This window comes from Nonomuraea diastatica (assembly GCF_004349015.1).
Lineage (GTDB): Bacteria > Actinomycetota > Actinomycetes > Streptosporangiales > Streptosporangiaceae > Nonomuraea > Nonomuraea diastatica.
Genome location: NZ_SMKP01000059.1, coordinates 14,837 through 30,173, shown reverse-complemented (window position 1 = coordinate 30,173; position 15,337 = coordinate 14,837). Strand labels below are relative to the sequence as shown.

Sequence of the window (15,337 nt, the reverse complement as noted above, 5' to 3'; positions counted from 1 at the left end):
AGCGGGTGGACCGGCGGTCCTACAGCGTCGCGTGATCGCCGATCGCGCGGCCGGTCAATGATCCGGCCGTCTCGCGGCCCAGCGCCGCACCGCGTAGAGCAGGCCCGAGACGCCGAAGAGCACCAGGGTGATCAACAGCCACCGCCCGAGGTAGGGGGAGGTGCTCAGTCCGACCGCTCCCCGATAGTTGCGCTCGGCACCGCGCATGATGAGCGGGAACCACACCACCAGCAGCAGGCAGGACAGCCCGGCCGGCACCCGTACGTGATTGACCACCGCCGGCCGCCATCCGGCCGGGCGCGCCCGGCCGAGGCGCGCCGGAAGCTTCGGCAGGGAGCGGATCGCGGTGTCGGCCGCCGAGTACAGCGGCCACAACACCAGATCGTGGAAGATGACGGCGCCGACGAACCACACGGCGAATCCCATCCCGATGCCGGCCCCCACCACGCGGGTGGCGGCGTAACCGGCGACCGCGAAGCAGGCCGCCAGCCCGAGCAGGTGCCACGGGCCGGCACCGTAGGCGCTCGCCCACCGGCTCGCGCCGCGACCGCGGCGGGTCACCGCCCCTCCCGGCGGAACTCGAGTTCGCGCACCCACTTGGTGTTGTGCACGCCCGGGGCGTTCGGCACGATGATCCGCGCGGGAAACCCGTGGTCAAGGGACAGATCGGCGCCGTTGACCCGCAGCGCCAGCAGCGAACGCGGGTCGGCCACCTGCCCGGTGCTGAGTGATGCCTGGCCGAAATAGCCCACACGTTGCAGAGATCTGGCCGTGACCGCCGCCGCGCCGGGTGGGAGGCCGGCCAGGCGGGCCAGGTCCGCCAGCCGCACACCTGTCCAGACCTGCTCGGTCGACCACCCCTCCACGCAGGCGATCGGCAGCGCGTAGGTGTGCAGCGGCATCGCCAGCAAGTCCGCACGGGACAGGTGAATCCGGCTCGCCCCCACGACCGCCAGCCGCCACCCGTCGCCTGCCTCCGCCGCGGTGACACCGAGGCTCGCCGCCGTCTTGTTGACCTGGAAGTCGTTGGGCCCCGTCCCGTACTCGCGCCCGTGCGGTGCCAGCAAGGCCGTCCGGCGCAGCGGCCCGTCCAGCGTCTGGCCGGCCGACAGGCCGAACATCAGCACCGAGCCACCGCCGACGAACGCCAGCACGCCGCGCCGGGACATGGTGGGCGGCGCCGGATCCGCCGGGACCAGGCCGTTGGGGTCGGGAGGTTCCGGTCGCGTGTCGGCCAGGCGTGTGCGCAGTTCGCGACGCAGGTCCCGGGACCGCACCGCGCGGATCGCCCGCGGCAACCGCACGGCGACGTGGACGGCCAGCGCCGCCAGAAAGATCCACGCACCGTACAGATGCGCCGGATAGAAGGAGAAGGGAAAGACGTAGAAGAGCTGGATGTTGAGGATCCCGGTAGCGAACTGAAATCCCGCACCGCCGACCAGCAGCACCAGGCTGGCACGGTCGACGGCCTGCGCGATCGAGCGAGCCGGCGGCCACTCGAACAGCTTGGGGATCACCGACCACAACTTGGCGAGGAGCACCGGAACCAGCGTCAGCCCCAGGACGACATGGGTGCCCTGGGTGACCCGGTACAGCCATGCCGGGTGCGTCGGCCAGTCGAAGAGGTAGAAGCCCAGCAGCCCCTTACCCGGCGTCATGTCGTTCCCCGGCAATCGGGGCTCATAGGCGGCGTACGACAACAACCCGGTGACCGCGACGATGACGAGCCCGACGAGCAGGACGAGACCGAACACCGACGTGAGCCAGGGTCCGCGCAACGGGCTCCGCCAGAAACCCGGCCGGAACGGCCCGGGAGGCCCGTTTCCCGCCCGCAACCCAGCCCTCAGCCGTGTCTTCAGCCGTGTCTTCACCTGTGCCCGCAACCGTCCGGCCCGGCGACTCTCCACAGCGGACGCGTTCCGCGCATGGGCGCGCCCGTGCGGCGTATCCGGCACTGATCCCCCCGAAGCCGTTGTCGGATGCTGGGGTCCTTACCGCAAATGCCGCCTTCAACGCATGACAACGGTAAACATCCCGCTATGCTGCGATCGCCTTGGGCGAGGGCGTGTGGTCCGTGGTGCCACGTCGTCCTGACGTGCTCGTCCGTGTGCAGCCGCGCGACGAGGGTGCTTCTATCCTGTGTCGATGGACTTGGAGTTCAGCGGCGAGATGTGGTTCTGGAAAGGGCCGGCGCCGTGGCACTACATCACCGTTCCCGATGACGAGTGCCGCGATCTGGCGTCGATCGCCGCCCTGGTGAGCTATGGCTGGGGCATGATCCCGGTTGCGGCTCGGATACGGGGGACCCGGTGGAGGACGTCGCTGTTCCCCCAAGACGGGCGCTATCTCGTGCCGGTCAAAGCGGCGGTGCGCAAGGCCGAGCGGGTCGGCGTGGGGGACGTGGTGACCGTTCGGCTGACCGTCGATGTCTGACGCAACCACTGGGCCGGCTGTCTGCCCCCTGACGACGGTCCCGTTCCAGCGTTGACGCGACGGTGATCCGACGCGTGTTCGTACCGGCTGTCACAGCTGCCTCACGGAGCAATTACGCCAATTGTGACCCATTATGCCCGATCTTGACCTAACCTTGTGCAGTCTATGAACGTTTCTCACAGATTCGCAGCGCTCGCATCCACCGGTGTGGCCCTCACGATGGCCGTGACCTCGCAGGTGTTCGTCCTGAGCGACGTGGCGTCGGCGTCCGCGGCATCCAGCAATCAGATCCAGCAGGCTGTCCACCCGCTCGCGGGGGCCGCGGTGAGCACGCAGAGCCGGAGCGCCAGTGCGAACAAGTCACTGGCCACCAGGAACCGGATCTACCGGACCGGCCGCCTCACCGACGTGAACTGCTCGCCCGGCGCGCTGCCTTCTGGGAGCACGCGTGCGTACAAGCGTTTCCTGACGCGCGTGACCAACTGTCTCAACAAGGCGTGGGGCTCGCAGTTCCGCAAGGCGCGGATGCCCTTCTCCAAGCCGCGGCTGCGCATCATCACCAGGAAGGTGAACACGCCCTGCGGCAGGTGGAGCACCGGCGCCGACGGCTACTACTGCTCCTCCAACCGCACGATGTACATGCTGATCACCAGGAAGCAGCTCCGCCAGCCGTTCCCGCTGGGGATCGCGCGGCTCATGGCTCACGAATACGGCCACCACGTGCAGCAGATCTCGAAGATCTGGAGCTACTACTGGACGGCCCGTAACTCGGCCGGCAGGTCCCAGCGCCTGGCGCTGTCGCGCAGGTCCGAACTGCAGGCCGAGTGCTTCTCCGGCGCCTTCATGTCGACGCTGCGAGACGGGTCGCACTTCTCGGACCGGCAGTGGAACTACACGGTGGACTGGTTCAGGAAGAACGGCGCCAAGGCCTGGCCGCAGAACGACCACGGCAGGGGGCCCACGCAGGCGGCCTGGATGACGCGCGGCTACAACAGCGGCTCTCCCGGATCGTGCAACACCTGGGTCGCGTCGGCTCGCAGCACCACCTGAAGTCTCGTCACCTTTGATGAACGAACTTGGCGCGGACACTGACGCCGAGTCCAGGTTGATCACCGCGCTGTCCATCACGTTCTCATAGGAAAGGGCCGGGCCCGTCGCGGGCCCGGCCCTTTCCTCTTCGCATTGACCTCCGCGGGCTCCCCGGCCGCGATGCTCAACGCGGACCAGGCCCAGTACGCGGTGAGCAAGACAGGCGATTACGTCGCGCTGCCAGCGAACTCGATCAAGTCGACCAGCGACGACGTCGCCAGGTTGTCGGCCAAGGACTGACCCGCCCGCGGGGGCCGCCACCGGCCTCCCGTGTGCGGGCTCCCTCCCGGCTTCATGGACAGGCCCGGAGAAGAAACACCCCGGATTCGGACGTCGCGTGGGTTCCTCCGCATGCCCGGCGGGGTGGCGGTGGCGGACGGCCGTGGCTGCGGCCCCCGACGAGCTTTACGTCAGGCTGTTCAAACGCGGCGTCGCCGACAATCTCCACGAGGCGATTCAGGGCCCGGCTGACTTTCCCTTGTAAAACAAACATGTGCTGGGCAGAATGCACTCAAGGAATCCGTTCGGCGAAAGGGGCGTCCGGTCGTGGTGCAGCTCGAAGAAGCCGGCCTGCGCGTAGACGCGGTGACCGCTTCGAATTCCGCCGGCAACTGACAGTGCCACGGGCGAGGCGTCGCGCCTCACCCGTCCGGGAGGAGCGCGTGACGGAGTGGCGCCCCCGCCTGCGGGAAAGCGTGATCGTCCAGGCCGAGGGCCACGAACTGCTCTTCCTGTGCACGGCGGACAGAACCGTGAAGAGATTCGCCGCCGACGATTTTGTGAAACACGTGATAAAGCTTCTCGACGGCACGCGCACATATGCCGAGATCGAACGCTCCGTCGGTGACTCGCAGGCGCTCGGCGAGGTGCTGCAGATCCTCACGGAAGAAAGGCTCCTGAGTCGCGTCGGAGACCTGGAGTCGTCCTTTTCGAAGCTCGGCGAGGAACGTGCCGAATTCTACGACCGCCAATTGCGGCTGCTCCAGGATTTCTGCGACCAGGGCCGCGCCGACGTCATCTGCGGCGCGCGGTTGCAGGAGCGCGTCGACCGCTCGACCGCGGTGGTGTGCGGCGTCGGCGGGCTCGGCGGCTGGGTCGTGCTCTCCCTGGCGAACGCGGGTGTCGGCACGGTCCGCCTGTGCGACTTCGACCGGGTGGAGCCGTCCAACCTGACCCGGCAGGCCCTGTTCGCCCTCGCCGACGTGGGAGCGCCCAAGGTGGAGGCGGCTGCCGCCAGGCTGCGGGCGGCCAATCCCTTTGTCACGGTCGAGACCTTCGACCGGCGCGTCACGTCGTCCGCCGACCTGACCGACCTGGTGGACGGCGCGGGCATCGTGATCAACGCGATGGACCTGCCCACGCCCAACGACACGGCCACCTGGGTCAGCGAGGCCTGCCGGCCGGACGTGCCGCACATCCTGGGCACCGGGTACGCGTACCACATCGGGGTGCTCGGCGCGACGGTCCTTCCTGGCAGAACGGCCTGCTGGGCGTGCGTGCGGGCCGCGACCTTCGCCGACCACGGGCGCCATCGGATGGAGTCGCTGATCGGCAAGAGGCAGAAGGCGGGCGCCATCGGGGCGTTGTGCGGGCTGGTCGGCACGATCCTGGCCTGGGAGGCGATCCGGGTCCTGACGGGGCTGGAGCCGGCGCTGAGCGGCAAGTGGAGCGAGGTGGACTTCTGGCCGCTGGAGATCCGTTCGCGCCCCATCCCGCGGCGACCCGACTGCCCGATCTGCGGGGAGGAACGCGGTGGAGCCCCGTTCCAGCGACCGGACGGCTCTGATCACCCCTGACGGCACGCCGCTTCCGCGGAAGGCTTCCGCGCGCCCGCCGCAGCCGCAGATCAGCGGTAGCCGTTCTCCTTCAGTTCGACGACCCAGGCACGACGCTCGGCGATCTTGCCGTCACGCATGACGAACACCTCCGCCATGGACATGCGCATCTCGCCGCCCGCGACTCGCTTCACCGTCCCGGTGAATTCCGCCATGACGACATCGCCCTGCTCGACCATGCGCACGACCTCCAGGTGAGGAGGGTCGATGAGTCCGGGCGGGCCGTCGATGGCCCGGTCGTAGGCGTTTTTGCCGGTCAGGTGGAAGGCGCCGAAGACGGTCCACTCGATGCGTCTGTCAGGCAGGACAGGATCTGCTCGTGGTCGTTCTTGCGGAACCCGTCCAGGTAGGTGTTGACGGTCTCGATATTCCGTGACATGTCTGCTCCTTCTCCTCGGGATGCCGTCCAGGGGGCGCACTGTTGCGCGAACCGGCGGCTCCCTCGCAGGTAGGTCGGAGCAACCCCGAGGGTTCTCGACATCACTCTGGCAACCAAACGTCCAGCAGCAGGACATCAGGCGCGTTCGACACCGATGTCGTAAGGGGATCGAGGGCAGGGCAGGAAAAGTTCGCAATCGTTTCTTCACCCAGCGGACCGCCGAAACGGGCCGTCCAGGTTTACAGTGCGTCCATCCAAGGGAGCACGATGAAGTTCGGGATATTGGGTCCACTGACGGTGTGGCGAGAGGGTGAGCCGCTCGATCTCGGCACGCCCAAGGCCCGGGTGCTGTTAGCGGTCCTGCTGTGCCAAGCGGGTAACCCTGTTTCGGAAGATCAACTGGCCGTGGCGCTGTGGGGGAACACCCCTCCGAAGAGCGCCACCAAGAATGTGCAGACCTACGCCCACCGGCTCCGGCGGCACCTGAGCGACCCGGCTCGCGTCGTGCGGCAGGGCTCCGGCTATCTGGTGCCGGTGGCCCCGGACGAGCTGGATGCGGCGAGATTCGAGAAGCTGGCGGGCTCAGGGCAGGCGGCGGAGGCTGCCGGTGAGCCGGAGGAGGCGACCCACCGCCTGCACGAGGCGCTGAGTCTCTGGCGCGGGCCCGCGTTCGCCGGCATGGCCGATGTCCCGATGCTGGCCGCGGAGGCCGTGCGGCTGGACGAGGTCCGCCTGTCAGTCCTGCAGTCGCGGATCGCCGTGGACCTGAGGCTGGGACGCCACGCCGGGCTGTTGGGCGAGCTGATCGCGCTCACCGGCGAATACCCCCTGCGGGAGCGGCTGCGCACGCAGCTGATGCTGGCGCTGTACCGCTGCGGGCGGCGGGCGGACGCGCTCGCCGAATACACGCGTGCCCGCAAGACCCTGATCGAGGAGACCGGTCTGGACCCGGCCGAAGAGCTGCACGACATGCATCAGAGAATCCTCACGGAGGACCCCTCACTCGACCTCGTTCCTCGCGCCATGGCGACGATCCCGGGCTCGCCTGCGCGGGGCCCGCGCAGGCCGGCCGAGGCCCAGCGGGCCTACCGTGAACGTGCCGCGCGCCGCCCGGAGGAACGGGGCGTCGAGACGGGCGAGAAAACGCGGCACACGCCCACACGTTCCAGGTCCGCCGACCGTACCGTCCATGTCAGCGCTCTGACGCCTGAGCTTCGAGTGGCCCCCACCCCCGCCGAGTTGCCGCCGGACATCGCGGAGTTCACGGGCAGGGACGGCGAGGTGGCGGACCTCACCGAGGTCCTCACCAAGCCACGGCCGGGCACCGTCGCCATGGCCAGCATCGCGGGCATGGGGGGCCTGGGCAAGACCACGCTCGCCGTGCACGTCGCGCACCGGATCGCGGGTCGTTTTCCCGACGGCCAGCTCTATGCGGACCTGCGCGGCGCCTCCGCCGACCCTGCCCGCCCGGAGGACGTGCTCAGCCGGTTCCTGTTCGCCCTGGGCATCAGCGCCACCCGCATACCCGAATCCCTGGAAGAACGTGTGGCGTTCTACCGCAGCTGCATGGCCGGACGGCGAATTCTCATCCTGCTGGACAATGTCGCAGGGGAGGAGCAGGTACGGCCGCTCCTGCCCGGGGCCCCCGGCACGGCCGTGCTTCTCACCGGACGTGTCCGGCTGGTCGGTCTCGAAGGTGCGAGCCTGCTGGAGCTCGACGTCCTGCCGTCGGCCCAGGCCATGGACCTGCTGAGAAAGATCGTCGGCGACGCGCGCGTCCAGGACGACCCGGACGCGGCTCTGGAGATCATCCGGCTGTGCGGCCGGGTCCCGCTGGCGGTCCGCATCTCGGCGGCCAGGCTCCTCGGCAGAAGGCAGTGGAGTCTGTGCCACCTCGCCGGCGTCCTCGGGGAGGAACGGCACCGGCTGGACGAACTTGTGGCGGGGGACCTCGACATCCGCGCCGGATTCGAGATGAGCTACCGTACGCTTCCCGCTGGCGCGCAGCGGGCCTTCCGGCTGGCCGGGCTGCTCGACGCGCCCGACTTCGCCTCCTGGGCGGTGGCGGCCCTCCTGGACGTGCCGATGCGGCAGGCGGAACGCGTGATCGAAGCCCTGGTCGACGCGCATCTGCTGACCCTCACCGGGACGGACGAGACAGGCAGGCTCAGATACCGCTTCCACGACCTGATCCGGTTGTACGCGCGCGAGCGGGCGCAGCGCGAGGATCCCGAACCCGATCGCCAGGCCGCGCTCCGGCGGGCCCTGGGTGCGTGGCTGGCACTGGCGGAGGTCGCGGCGGAGCACGTCCCGGGCCCCTGCTTCGCACCCATGCACAGCAGCGCGCCACGCTGGCGGCTGCCCGCGGCGGTCTCCGGCCCGCTGCTCGCCGACCCGATGGCCTGGTTCGGCGCGGAGCACGCCGCGCTGATGGCGGGGGTCGCCCAAGCGTGCGAGGCGCGCCTGACCCAGCTCGCCTGGGATCTCGCGGGGTCCACCGAGACGTACCTCAACGTGCGCGGCCTGTATGACGGCTGGCAGCGCATGCATGAGCAGGCGCTCGCGCTCTGCCGTGAAACCGGCGACAAGCGCGGCGAGGCCGTGCTGATGCGCGGTCTCCTGGAGGTCACAACCTGGAGCTCACCGGCGGGCCCAGGGCCGGCGATGACACGGATGCGGGCCGGCGCTTCGCAGCTCCTCGACCTGTTCACCATGCTGGACGATCCGGTCGGAATGGCCGACGCCCTGGCCACCCTGGCCTGGAGCATGACGGCCGACGGGAACGGCGGCGTACAGGCGCTCGCCCTGGCGGAGCGCGCCCTGCGGACGGCCGCCTACGCGGACTACCTCGGCGGCCAGGCGCGGGCCTATCACGTGATGGCGATCATCCACGGCGAGGACGATCCGCAAGCGGCGCTCACGGTCCTGGAGCAGGCGACGAAGGTCGCCGAGGCGCTCGGCAACGCTCACTACACCACGACGATCACCCAGTTTCTCGGCGCGGCGAAATCGTTCTGCGGTGACATAACGGGCGGCCAGGAGCTGCTGGAGAGTTCCCTGGAAATGGCGCGGCGGTTGAACTACCGCTATCTGGAGACGTTCTCGCTGCTCTACCTCTCGAAGCTGTTCGTCGCGGTCGGGGACGAGCGGGCCAGGGCGACCGTCGAGCTGACGCTGGCCCACAGTGAGGGGGGCAACTTCGGCCATTACCTCGCCGACGCCCTCAGCGTTCTCGGACAGTTGAACCTGGCCGAAGGAGATCTGCCCGCCGCCATCGCCACCCTCGAACGCTCGGTCCGGGTTTGGCGAACCCGCGGCTCGATCCCCTACCTGGCGCGTACGCTCCGCGCCCTCGGCGACGCCCACGGCGCCGCCGGCGACCACCGTACGGCCAGGGCTGTCTGGGAAGAGGCCCGCGAACTGTTCCGCGAGATCTCGCACGAGGACGGCGTGAGAACGCTGGACGCCCGGCTCGCGACTCCCTGACTCGCCCCCGCCACCGCGACCGGATCATCAGGTACAGCGCCCTACAGGAAGAGCTCACACATGCGCGCCATCTACGCCGTCACCCATCCGGAGGCGACGCACCACGTCGAGGGGATCGTCGGCGGCTGGCATGATTCGCAACTGACGCCGGCCGGCCTCAGCGCGGCGGCCTCCATCGCCCAGGCGTTGCGGGCCCGGATCCCGGACGGCGCCGACGTGGAGCTGTTCTCCTCGGATCTGCGGCGCACCCGGCAGACCGCCGAGAAGGTCGCCGAGCTGTTCGGTCTGAAACCGATCCTGGACCGCAGACTGCGGGAGAAATCCTACGGAGAGGCGGGGGGAAGGCCGCAGGAGTGGCTGGACCAACGATTCGTCCCGCCGCCGGCGGCCGGGGAACGGCTGGAACACGACGAGGGCGTGGAGGGTGCCGAGACCAAGGCGGCGTTGGCGCAGCGCATCTACGCGGCCATGGACGAGATCTTGCAGCGCCCGTGTGAACACCAGATCATCGTGACGCACGGTGGCTCCCTGACCTTCGTCGTGGCGTCCTGGATCAAGATGCCGATCAAGGCGGTCGGCCATGTCAGTTTCCGGGTGTCATCCGGCAGCATCACCACGTTGCGCGAAGACGACTTCTTCCACAACCGCACGGTCGTCATCCTCGGTGACACCCGCCATCTCGACTCCGTCGAAGGCTGACCGGCTGACTCGCGGACGTGCGGTCGAGTGCCTTGTGCGCCGGGCGGAAAAAGAATCACAAAACCCGAACCTTCCATCCCCGGGCGCTATCTAACCCGCATGTAGGACGAACATAAAAAATAGACCCGGAAGGGCATTTACACATGCGATCGAAGCTGGCCACCCTGTTCCTCGCCACGCTCACCGCCGGCGGCTGCGTCCTCGCCGGCGCCTCGCCCGCCTCGGCCACGTCGCACTACGGCAAAAGCAAATGGATCAGCGCCGAGAGAGGCTGGCAGCACGCGGGCGTGTACGTCGAACCCGGTGACATGATCCGGATCCGCTACGCCGGCGGCCGGTGGACGGTCGACCACCGCGCGTTCCCCTACGTGTCCTCGGCCGGCTATGCCCGGCACATCGACCGCAGGATCTACCAGCAGTGCAAGATCCTCAGCAGGCACCCGCACGGCTCGATGATCGCGAAGATCAACGGAGACCACTACAGGGTCGGCAGCAGGGCCCTGATCCGGGCGCGCGAGGCGGGCTTCCTCCAGCTGCGCGTCAACGACGCCAACGGTTGTCTCCGCGACAACGACGGCTCCGTCCGCGTGAAGATCACGGTCGCCGACCACTGAGAGCGGTGAACGCGCGGTCGGCGCCGGTGAGGATCGACCAGGCGGACGGCCAAACCAATCGCCGTCTGAGCGCGTCCCATCGATCATGAGTGCGCTGCTGGGAGAAGACCCGCACACCATCGGCGGCTACTGGCTGGCCGGCCGCCTGGGGCAGGGGGGCCAGGGCGTCGTTTACGAGGCTTACGACGGCGAAGGCGCCCGGGTGGCGCTCAAGCTCCTGCACGCGGACGGCCGCCGCGCGCAGCTGGACCGGTTCGCCCGGGAGGTCGAGGCCGCGCGAAGGGTGGCCTCTTTCTGCACGGCTCGGGTCTTGGACGCCGATCTGGCGGGCCCGCGGCCGTACATCGTCAGCGAGTACGTCAGCGGGCCCAGCCTGCGCGCAGCCGTACGGGATGGGCGATCGTTCGTGGGGGATGACCTGCACCGGCTGGCCACGGCGATCGCCACCGCGCTGGCCGCCGTTCACGAGGCGGGAGTGATCCACCGCGACCTGAAGCCCGACAACGTCCTGCTCGGTCCGGACGGTCCACGGATGATCGACTTCGGTATCGCGCGTACCGAGGAGATGTCGTTGACGTCCACCGGGCTCGTCGCCGGCACACCCGCCTACATGGCGCCCGAGTCGTTCAGCGGGCGGCGGGCGGGCGCGCCGGGCGACGTGTTCGCGTGGGGCGCCGTGGTGCTCTTCGCCGCGCAGGGAAGGGATGCCTTCGGCGGGGACAACGCCGCTGCGGTGATCCACCAGGTCCTGTCGGCCGTACCAGACGTGGGCGGGTTGCCGCCCGTGTTGCGCCCGCTGGTGGCGGCGGCGCTGGCCAAGGAGCCGGAGGCGCGGCCGACGGCCCGGGAGTTGTTGCTCGCTCTGGTCAGCGGGAACGGCGAGGCGGCCGGGTTGTTGCGTGCGGGCAGCGAGCGGGCGCGGCAGATCGTCCCGGACGAGGGCCGGGATCCAGGGTTGGGGACGATCGCCGAGGAGGCCTACGCCGCACTCCCGGAGGAGCAGCGGCGACTGGTGCCCGGAGTGTTCCTGCGGCTGCTCGCCTTGGACGAGTACGACGTGGAGACGACCCGCCCGGTGCCCGTGGCCGAGCTGGAGTACGGCGGGCAGGTCCTGGAGGAGATCCTCCGGGCGTTCTCCTACGTGCTTTCCGAGCGTGACGGCCAGATGGTCCTGACACGCCCCGCCGTCCTGCGCGCGTGGCCTCGCCTGCGCGGCTGGGTGAGTGAGGCGAAAGCGGGCCTGGCGGTCGTCGCGCAGCTCGGCCAGGCCGCCCGCCACTGGGATGACAACGGTCGCGGCGACGGCGACCTGCTGCGCGGCAGCCGGTTGGAGGCGGTTGAGAGCGGGGCTGTCGGCGAGCTCCGCCATATGACGCTCACCAGGCTGGAGCGTGACTTCCTCGACTCCAGCCGCCGTGCGCTGATCCGGTCCAGGAGAGTACGGCGGGGCGCGATGGTCACGCTTGTCACGTTGCTCGTCGTCGCTCTCGCCGCCGCGGCCTCGGCCGTGTACGCCGCGGGCGACGCCAACAGGGAGCGAGAGCGGGCGGAGGCACAGAAGCGGCAGGCGTTGTCCAGGCAACTGGCGACGCAGAGCGTTCGGCTGGTCGGCGCCGAGCCGACGGTCGGGCACCTGCTGGCGGTCGCGGCCTGGCGGCAGGCGCCCACCAAGGAGGCCCGCCACAGCCTCCGTAACGCGCTCGCCGAGCCCGCCGTCCACGCTCAGCCGGGCCCGGCGATCGCGCTGGCCTTCAGTCCCGACGGCAGGGTCCTCGCGACCAACGGGGACGAGGGCGTCGTGACACTCCGGGACCCCGTCACGCACCGTCCGACCGGCTCACTGACCGGCCAGAAGAGCATGGTCTCCGAGGTGACGTTCAGCCGCGACGGCCGGTTCGTCGCGGCGGCGGCCGAGGACGTGCGGATCTGGGATGCCGCCACGCGCGAGCAGCTCGGGGAGCCGCTTCGGGGCGGCGCCACCGTGGCGTTCAGCCCGGACGGCAGGCTCCTCGCCACGGGCGGCGACAGGGTGCGGTTGTGGGATGTGGCCACGCGCGAACAGATCGGTGACGCGCTCCCCGGAGCCAGCGCCGTCGCCTTCAGCCCCGGCGGGAGGCTGCTGGCGACCCACTCCTCCCGCGACACCGAGGCCAGGGTCTGGGAGGTGGACTCGCGCAGGCAGGTCGCCTCGCTCGAAGCGCGCTCCAGCCCTTCCGGCACCAACCACCTCGCCTTCAGCCCCGACGGGAAGCTGCTGGTCACCGGCAGCCACGCGTTGCGCCTGTGGGACGTCGCGACGTGGCGGCCGATCGGCAAGCCGCTCATGAACAGGCAGATCCTCGGCGTCCGTGTGGCCTTCAGCCCCGACGGCGCGGTCCTCGCGACCACGAGCGACGGCGGCCGGACCCGGCTGTGGGATGTGGCCACGCGCCAGGAGCTCGGTCCGAGGCTCTCCGGACACACGATCGCCCTGCACGGCGTGGCCTTCAGCCCTGACGGGAAACTGCTGGCCACCGGCGGCGTCGATGGGCTGTGGTTGTGGAGGCCGTTCACGCACCGGCAGCTGGGGCCTCCCCTGCCCACGGCGGGCACCACCGCGCGCGCCGCGACGTTCGGCAAGGACGGGCGGAGCATCCTGACGTCCGACGCGCGGCAGGTCAGGCTCTGGGACCTCGGCTCACGAAAGCCGATCTTCACCATCAAACCGGCGCACCCCATTAACGCCGCGGTGCGGAGCCCGGACGGTGGCACGCTCGCGATCGGGCTGGAGTCCGAGCTGACCTGGTGGGATGTCGCCACCCGGCGTCAGGTGGGTTCGGTGAGAACCCCCCGCCACGTCATAGGGGCGGCGGCCTACAGTTCGGACGGGCGGATCCTGGCCATGGCGCTCACACCGGACCTGCGGACCGGTTCGAAGCCCGAGATATGGCTCCTCGACACGCGCACCCATCGCCGGATCGGCCGGATCGTCCTCACCGAGATGATCATGCAGCTGGTCATCAGCCCCGACGGCAGATACCTGGCCGCGGTGAACAACAGGGAGAACGCCCAGCTGTGGGAGTTGTCCACCCAGGTCAAGGCCGGCCCGCCCATCAGCAGGGCGAGGGCCGTCGCCTTCGCCCCGGACGTCGGGACCCTCGCCGTGGCCGGCACCGCGGGAACGCGGTTGATCGACCTGGCCTCCCGCAAGCAGCTCGGCCGGGAGCTGGGCGGGCACTCCGGTGTGATCACCGCGGTGGCCTTCAGCGCCGACGGCGCCACCCTCGCCACCGCGAGCGACGACAAGAGCGTCCGGCTGTGGGACGTGGCCACGCACGAGCAGGTCGGCGCCGCTCTTCCCGGCCGCAGCAGGGTCTCCGGGGTGGCGTCTCGGCTGCGCGAGCCCCGCCAGCAGGCTCGCCTGGTATCAGCCAACCGAATCATTATGTACGGCACATCATTAAATGAGGTAGAAACAGCCCATAGGGGTACCTTCAGTGACGAATCTCAACGAGGAGATCTGAAGGAGTCGGACATGTCAGTCGCTGTGGAGCATCGCCAGCACGCCGACCACTCCCACAGTCACGGGCCCGGCTGCGGCCACGTGGCCGTACCACACGGGGACCACGTGGACTACGTGCATGATGGTTGCTTGCACCGCCTCCACGAGGGCCATGTGGACGAGTGTGAGGTGCGGGCCCACGTCACGCACGACGGCCATGATCATCAGCACGGGTCCGAGTGCGGGCATGTGGCCATCCCGCATGGCGACCACGTGGACTACGTCCACGACGGACACCGGCACGCCTCCCACGAGGGGCACTGGGACGACCACTGATCGCGAGCATGCCCGGCCAAGAGAACGATCCGCGCCGGCGGCGGCGCGGAGCCGTTAAGGCTGGTCACTGCGACACGGCACCAGAACGTGACCTCGGCCATGTGAGCCGGCGGCCTACGCTCCGTCAGGCGCGACGGGACATGTGCCTCACCTGTGCGCGCGGGACTGGATGGTGTACATGCCGAGCTCCGCCGGGCCGGTCTGCTTGAGGTCGAGGCCGTGCTCATCGAGCTCCGCCTCGAGCGTCTTCTCGTCGAGGACCCACCAGTCGTAGCTGACGTCCAGTTCGGCAACCATGTCCGAGCCCTGGCAGGTGCGGTACGTCATGTGCCAGAGGAGCCGGTCGGGACCGGCGGGTTCTGCCTTCCCCCAGCCCTCGTATCTCCGTCGCCCGATGCGCACATCGGCCCCCTTGAACTCCGGGACGGCGACGGACTCGGTCGGCGGCTGAAGGTTGAGCACGGCCCGGCCGCCGGGGACGAGTCGCGTGTCCAGCATTTTCCAGATCCTGGCTCGGTCCGCAGCGGGGAAATGGCCGATGACGTTCATCACGACCACTGCGCCGAGTCGATCGGGAAGCGTGGCCTGCAGGAACCCTTCCGGGAGTACGGTGACCCGGTCGCGCAGCCGGGCGTTCTCGGCCACCCGGGCAAGCAGGACGGAACGGAGCGCGAAGGACGGCTCGACGGCGACTATGTCCGCATGGGGCACCGCCTGGGCGATCACCCGTGTGCCGTGCCCGCCGCCGGCTCCCACGTCCACGATCGGACCGGAGACGCCACGCAGTGCTTCCGCGAGCGGAGAGCTGAGAGCGGACCAATGCGAACCCAGCATGATGTCGATGAACTCGGCGGACTTCTCGTACTGATCGACCATGCTGGCTCCTCGTTGGCAGTGGTTGTCATTCTTGTTCGGACCATGCGCAGCCGCGGATCGAGCCGGTCGGCGTCCAGGTCGCCGTCCGCAAGCCACGTCTCAACGGACT

Annotated in this window: 13 protein-coding genes; 8 read left to right on the top strand and 5 right to left on the bottom strand. The window is 69.5% G+C overall.

Features of this window, described 5'->3' with window-relative positions; translation table 11 throughout:
• Positions 1-54: 54 nt before the first annotated feature.
• Both E1294_RS21405 and E1294_RS21400 read right to left on the bottom strand, forming a co-directional pair.
• On the bottom strand, positions 55-561 hold the full coding sequence (locus E1294_RS21405) for a hypothetical protein (RefSeq protein WP_132510758.1): 507 nt from the start codon (positions 559-561) through the stop codon (positions 55-57).
• Entirely contained in the window at positions 558-1,778 is a 1,221-nt protein-coding gene (locus E1294_RS21400; RefSeq protein ID WP_246083169.1) for a molybdopterin-dependent oxidoreductase, read from the bottom strand. The genes E1294_RS21405 and E1294_RS21400 overlap by 4 nt, the downstream gene beginning before the upstream one ends.
• 367 nt (positions 1,779-2,145) lie before the next feature.
• Between E1294_RS21400 and E1294_RS21395 the strand changes: the two genes are divergently transcribed.
• The 4 genes from E1294_RS21395 to E1294_RS21385 all read left to right on the top strand — a co-directional run bounded on the left by E1294_RS21395 (position 2,146) and on the right by E1294_RS21385 (position 5,318).
• Positions 2,146-2,433, top strand: coding sequence for a DUF1905 domain-containing protein (locus E1294_RS21395; protein ID WP_132510754.1), 288 nt, complete (start codon positions 2,146-2,148; stop codon positions 2,431-2,433).
• 207 nt (positions 2,434-2,640) lie between these two features.
• A complete protein-coding gene (locus E1294_RS21390) occupies positions 2,641-3,483 on the top strand; it encodes a neutral zinc metallopeptidase (RefSeq protein WP_246083168.1) in 843 nt (280 codons plus the stop codon).
• Positions 3,484-3,615: 132 nt separating this feature from the next.
• The gene (locus tag E1294_RS52840; RefSeq protein WP_165977406.1) at positions 3,616-3,762 is read left to right on the top strand and encodes a hypothetical protein; all 147 of its coding nucleotides are present in this window, start codon (positions 3,616-3,618) and stop codon (positions 3,760-3,762) included.
• A 422-nt stretch (positions 3,763-4,184) separates the two neighbouring features.
• Entirely contained in the window at positions 4,185-5,318 is a 1,134-nt protein-coding gene (locus E1294_RS21385) for a HesA/MoeB/ThiF family protein (RefSeq protein ID WP_165977405.1), read from the top strand.
• A gap of 50 nt (positions 5,319-5,368) precedes the next feature.
• Here the strand turns inward: E1294_RS21385 and E1294_RS55945 are convergent, their stop codons facing one another.
• Positions 5,369-5,617 carry a nuclear transport factor 2 family protein gene (locus tag E1294_RS55945; RefSeq protein WP_342775071.1) on the bottom strand — a complete coding sequence of 83 codons (249 nt, stop codon included), beginning with the start codon at positions 5,615-5,617 and terminating at the stop codon, positions 5,369-5,371.
• Positions 5,614-5,736, bottom strand: a complete 123-nt coding sequence (locus E1294_RS57265; protein ID WP_281284468.1) for a hypothetical protein — start codon at positions 5,734-5,736, stop codon at positions 5,614-5,616. Before E1294_RS57265 ends, E1294_RS55945 begins: the two co-directional genes overlap by 4 nt.
• A gap of 267 nt (positions 5,737-6,003) precedes the next feature.
• On the opposite strand from E1294_RS57265, the gene E1294_RS21375 reads away from it, so the two are divergent.
• From E1294_RS21375 to E1294_RS21360, 4 genes are all read left to right on the top strand, one after another.
• Positions 6,004-9,222 carry an AfsR/SARP family transcriptional regulator gene (locus E1294_RS21375; protein ID WP_132510748.1) on the top strand — a complete coding sequence of 1,073 codons (3,219 nt, stop codon included), beginning with the start codon at positions 6,004-6,006 and terminating at the stop codon, positions 9,220-9,222.
• A 60-nt stretch (positions 9,223-9,282) separates the two neighbouring features.
• Positions 9,283-9,921 (top strand): histidine phosphatase family protein, encoded by a 639-nt coding sequence (locus E1294_RS21370; RefSeq protein ID WP_132510746.1) that lies wholly within the window; start codon positions 9,283-9,285, stop codon positions 9,919-9,921.
• 143 nt (positions 9,922-10,064) lie between these two features.
• The gene (locus tag E1294_RS21365) at positions 10,065-10,535 is read left to right on the top strand and encodes a hypothetical protein (protein ID WP_132510744.1); all 471 of its coding nucleotides are present in this window, start codon (positions 10,065-10,067) and stop codon (positions 10,533-10,535) included.
• A gap of 85 nt (positions 10,536-10,620) precedes the next feature.
• Complete coding sequence (locus E1294_RS21360) at positions 10,621-14,352, top strand: protein kinase domain-containing protein (RefSeq protein WP_132510742.1); 3,732 nt, start codon at positions 10,621-10,623, stop codon at positions 14,350-14,352.
• Between the two features lie 147 nt (positions 14,353-14,499).
• Here the strand turns inward: E1294_RS21360 and E1294_RS21355 are convergent, their stop codons facing one another.
• A complete protein-coding gene (locus E1294_RS21355) occupies positions 14,500-15,228 on the bottom strand; it encodes a class I SAM-dependent methyltransferase (RefSeq protein ID WP_132510740.1) in 729 nt (242 codons plus the stop codon).
• Positions 15,229-15,337: the final 109 nt, after the last annotated feature.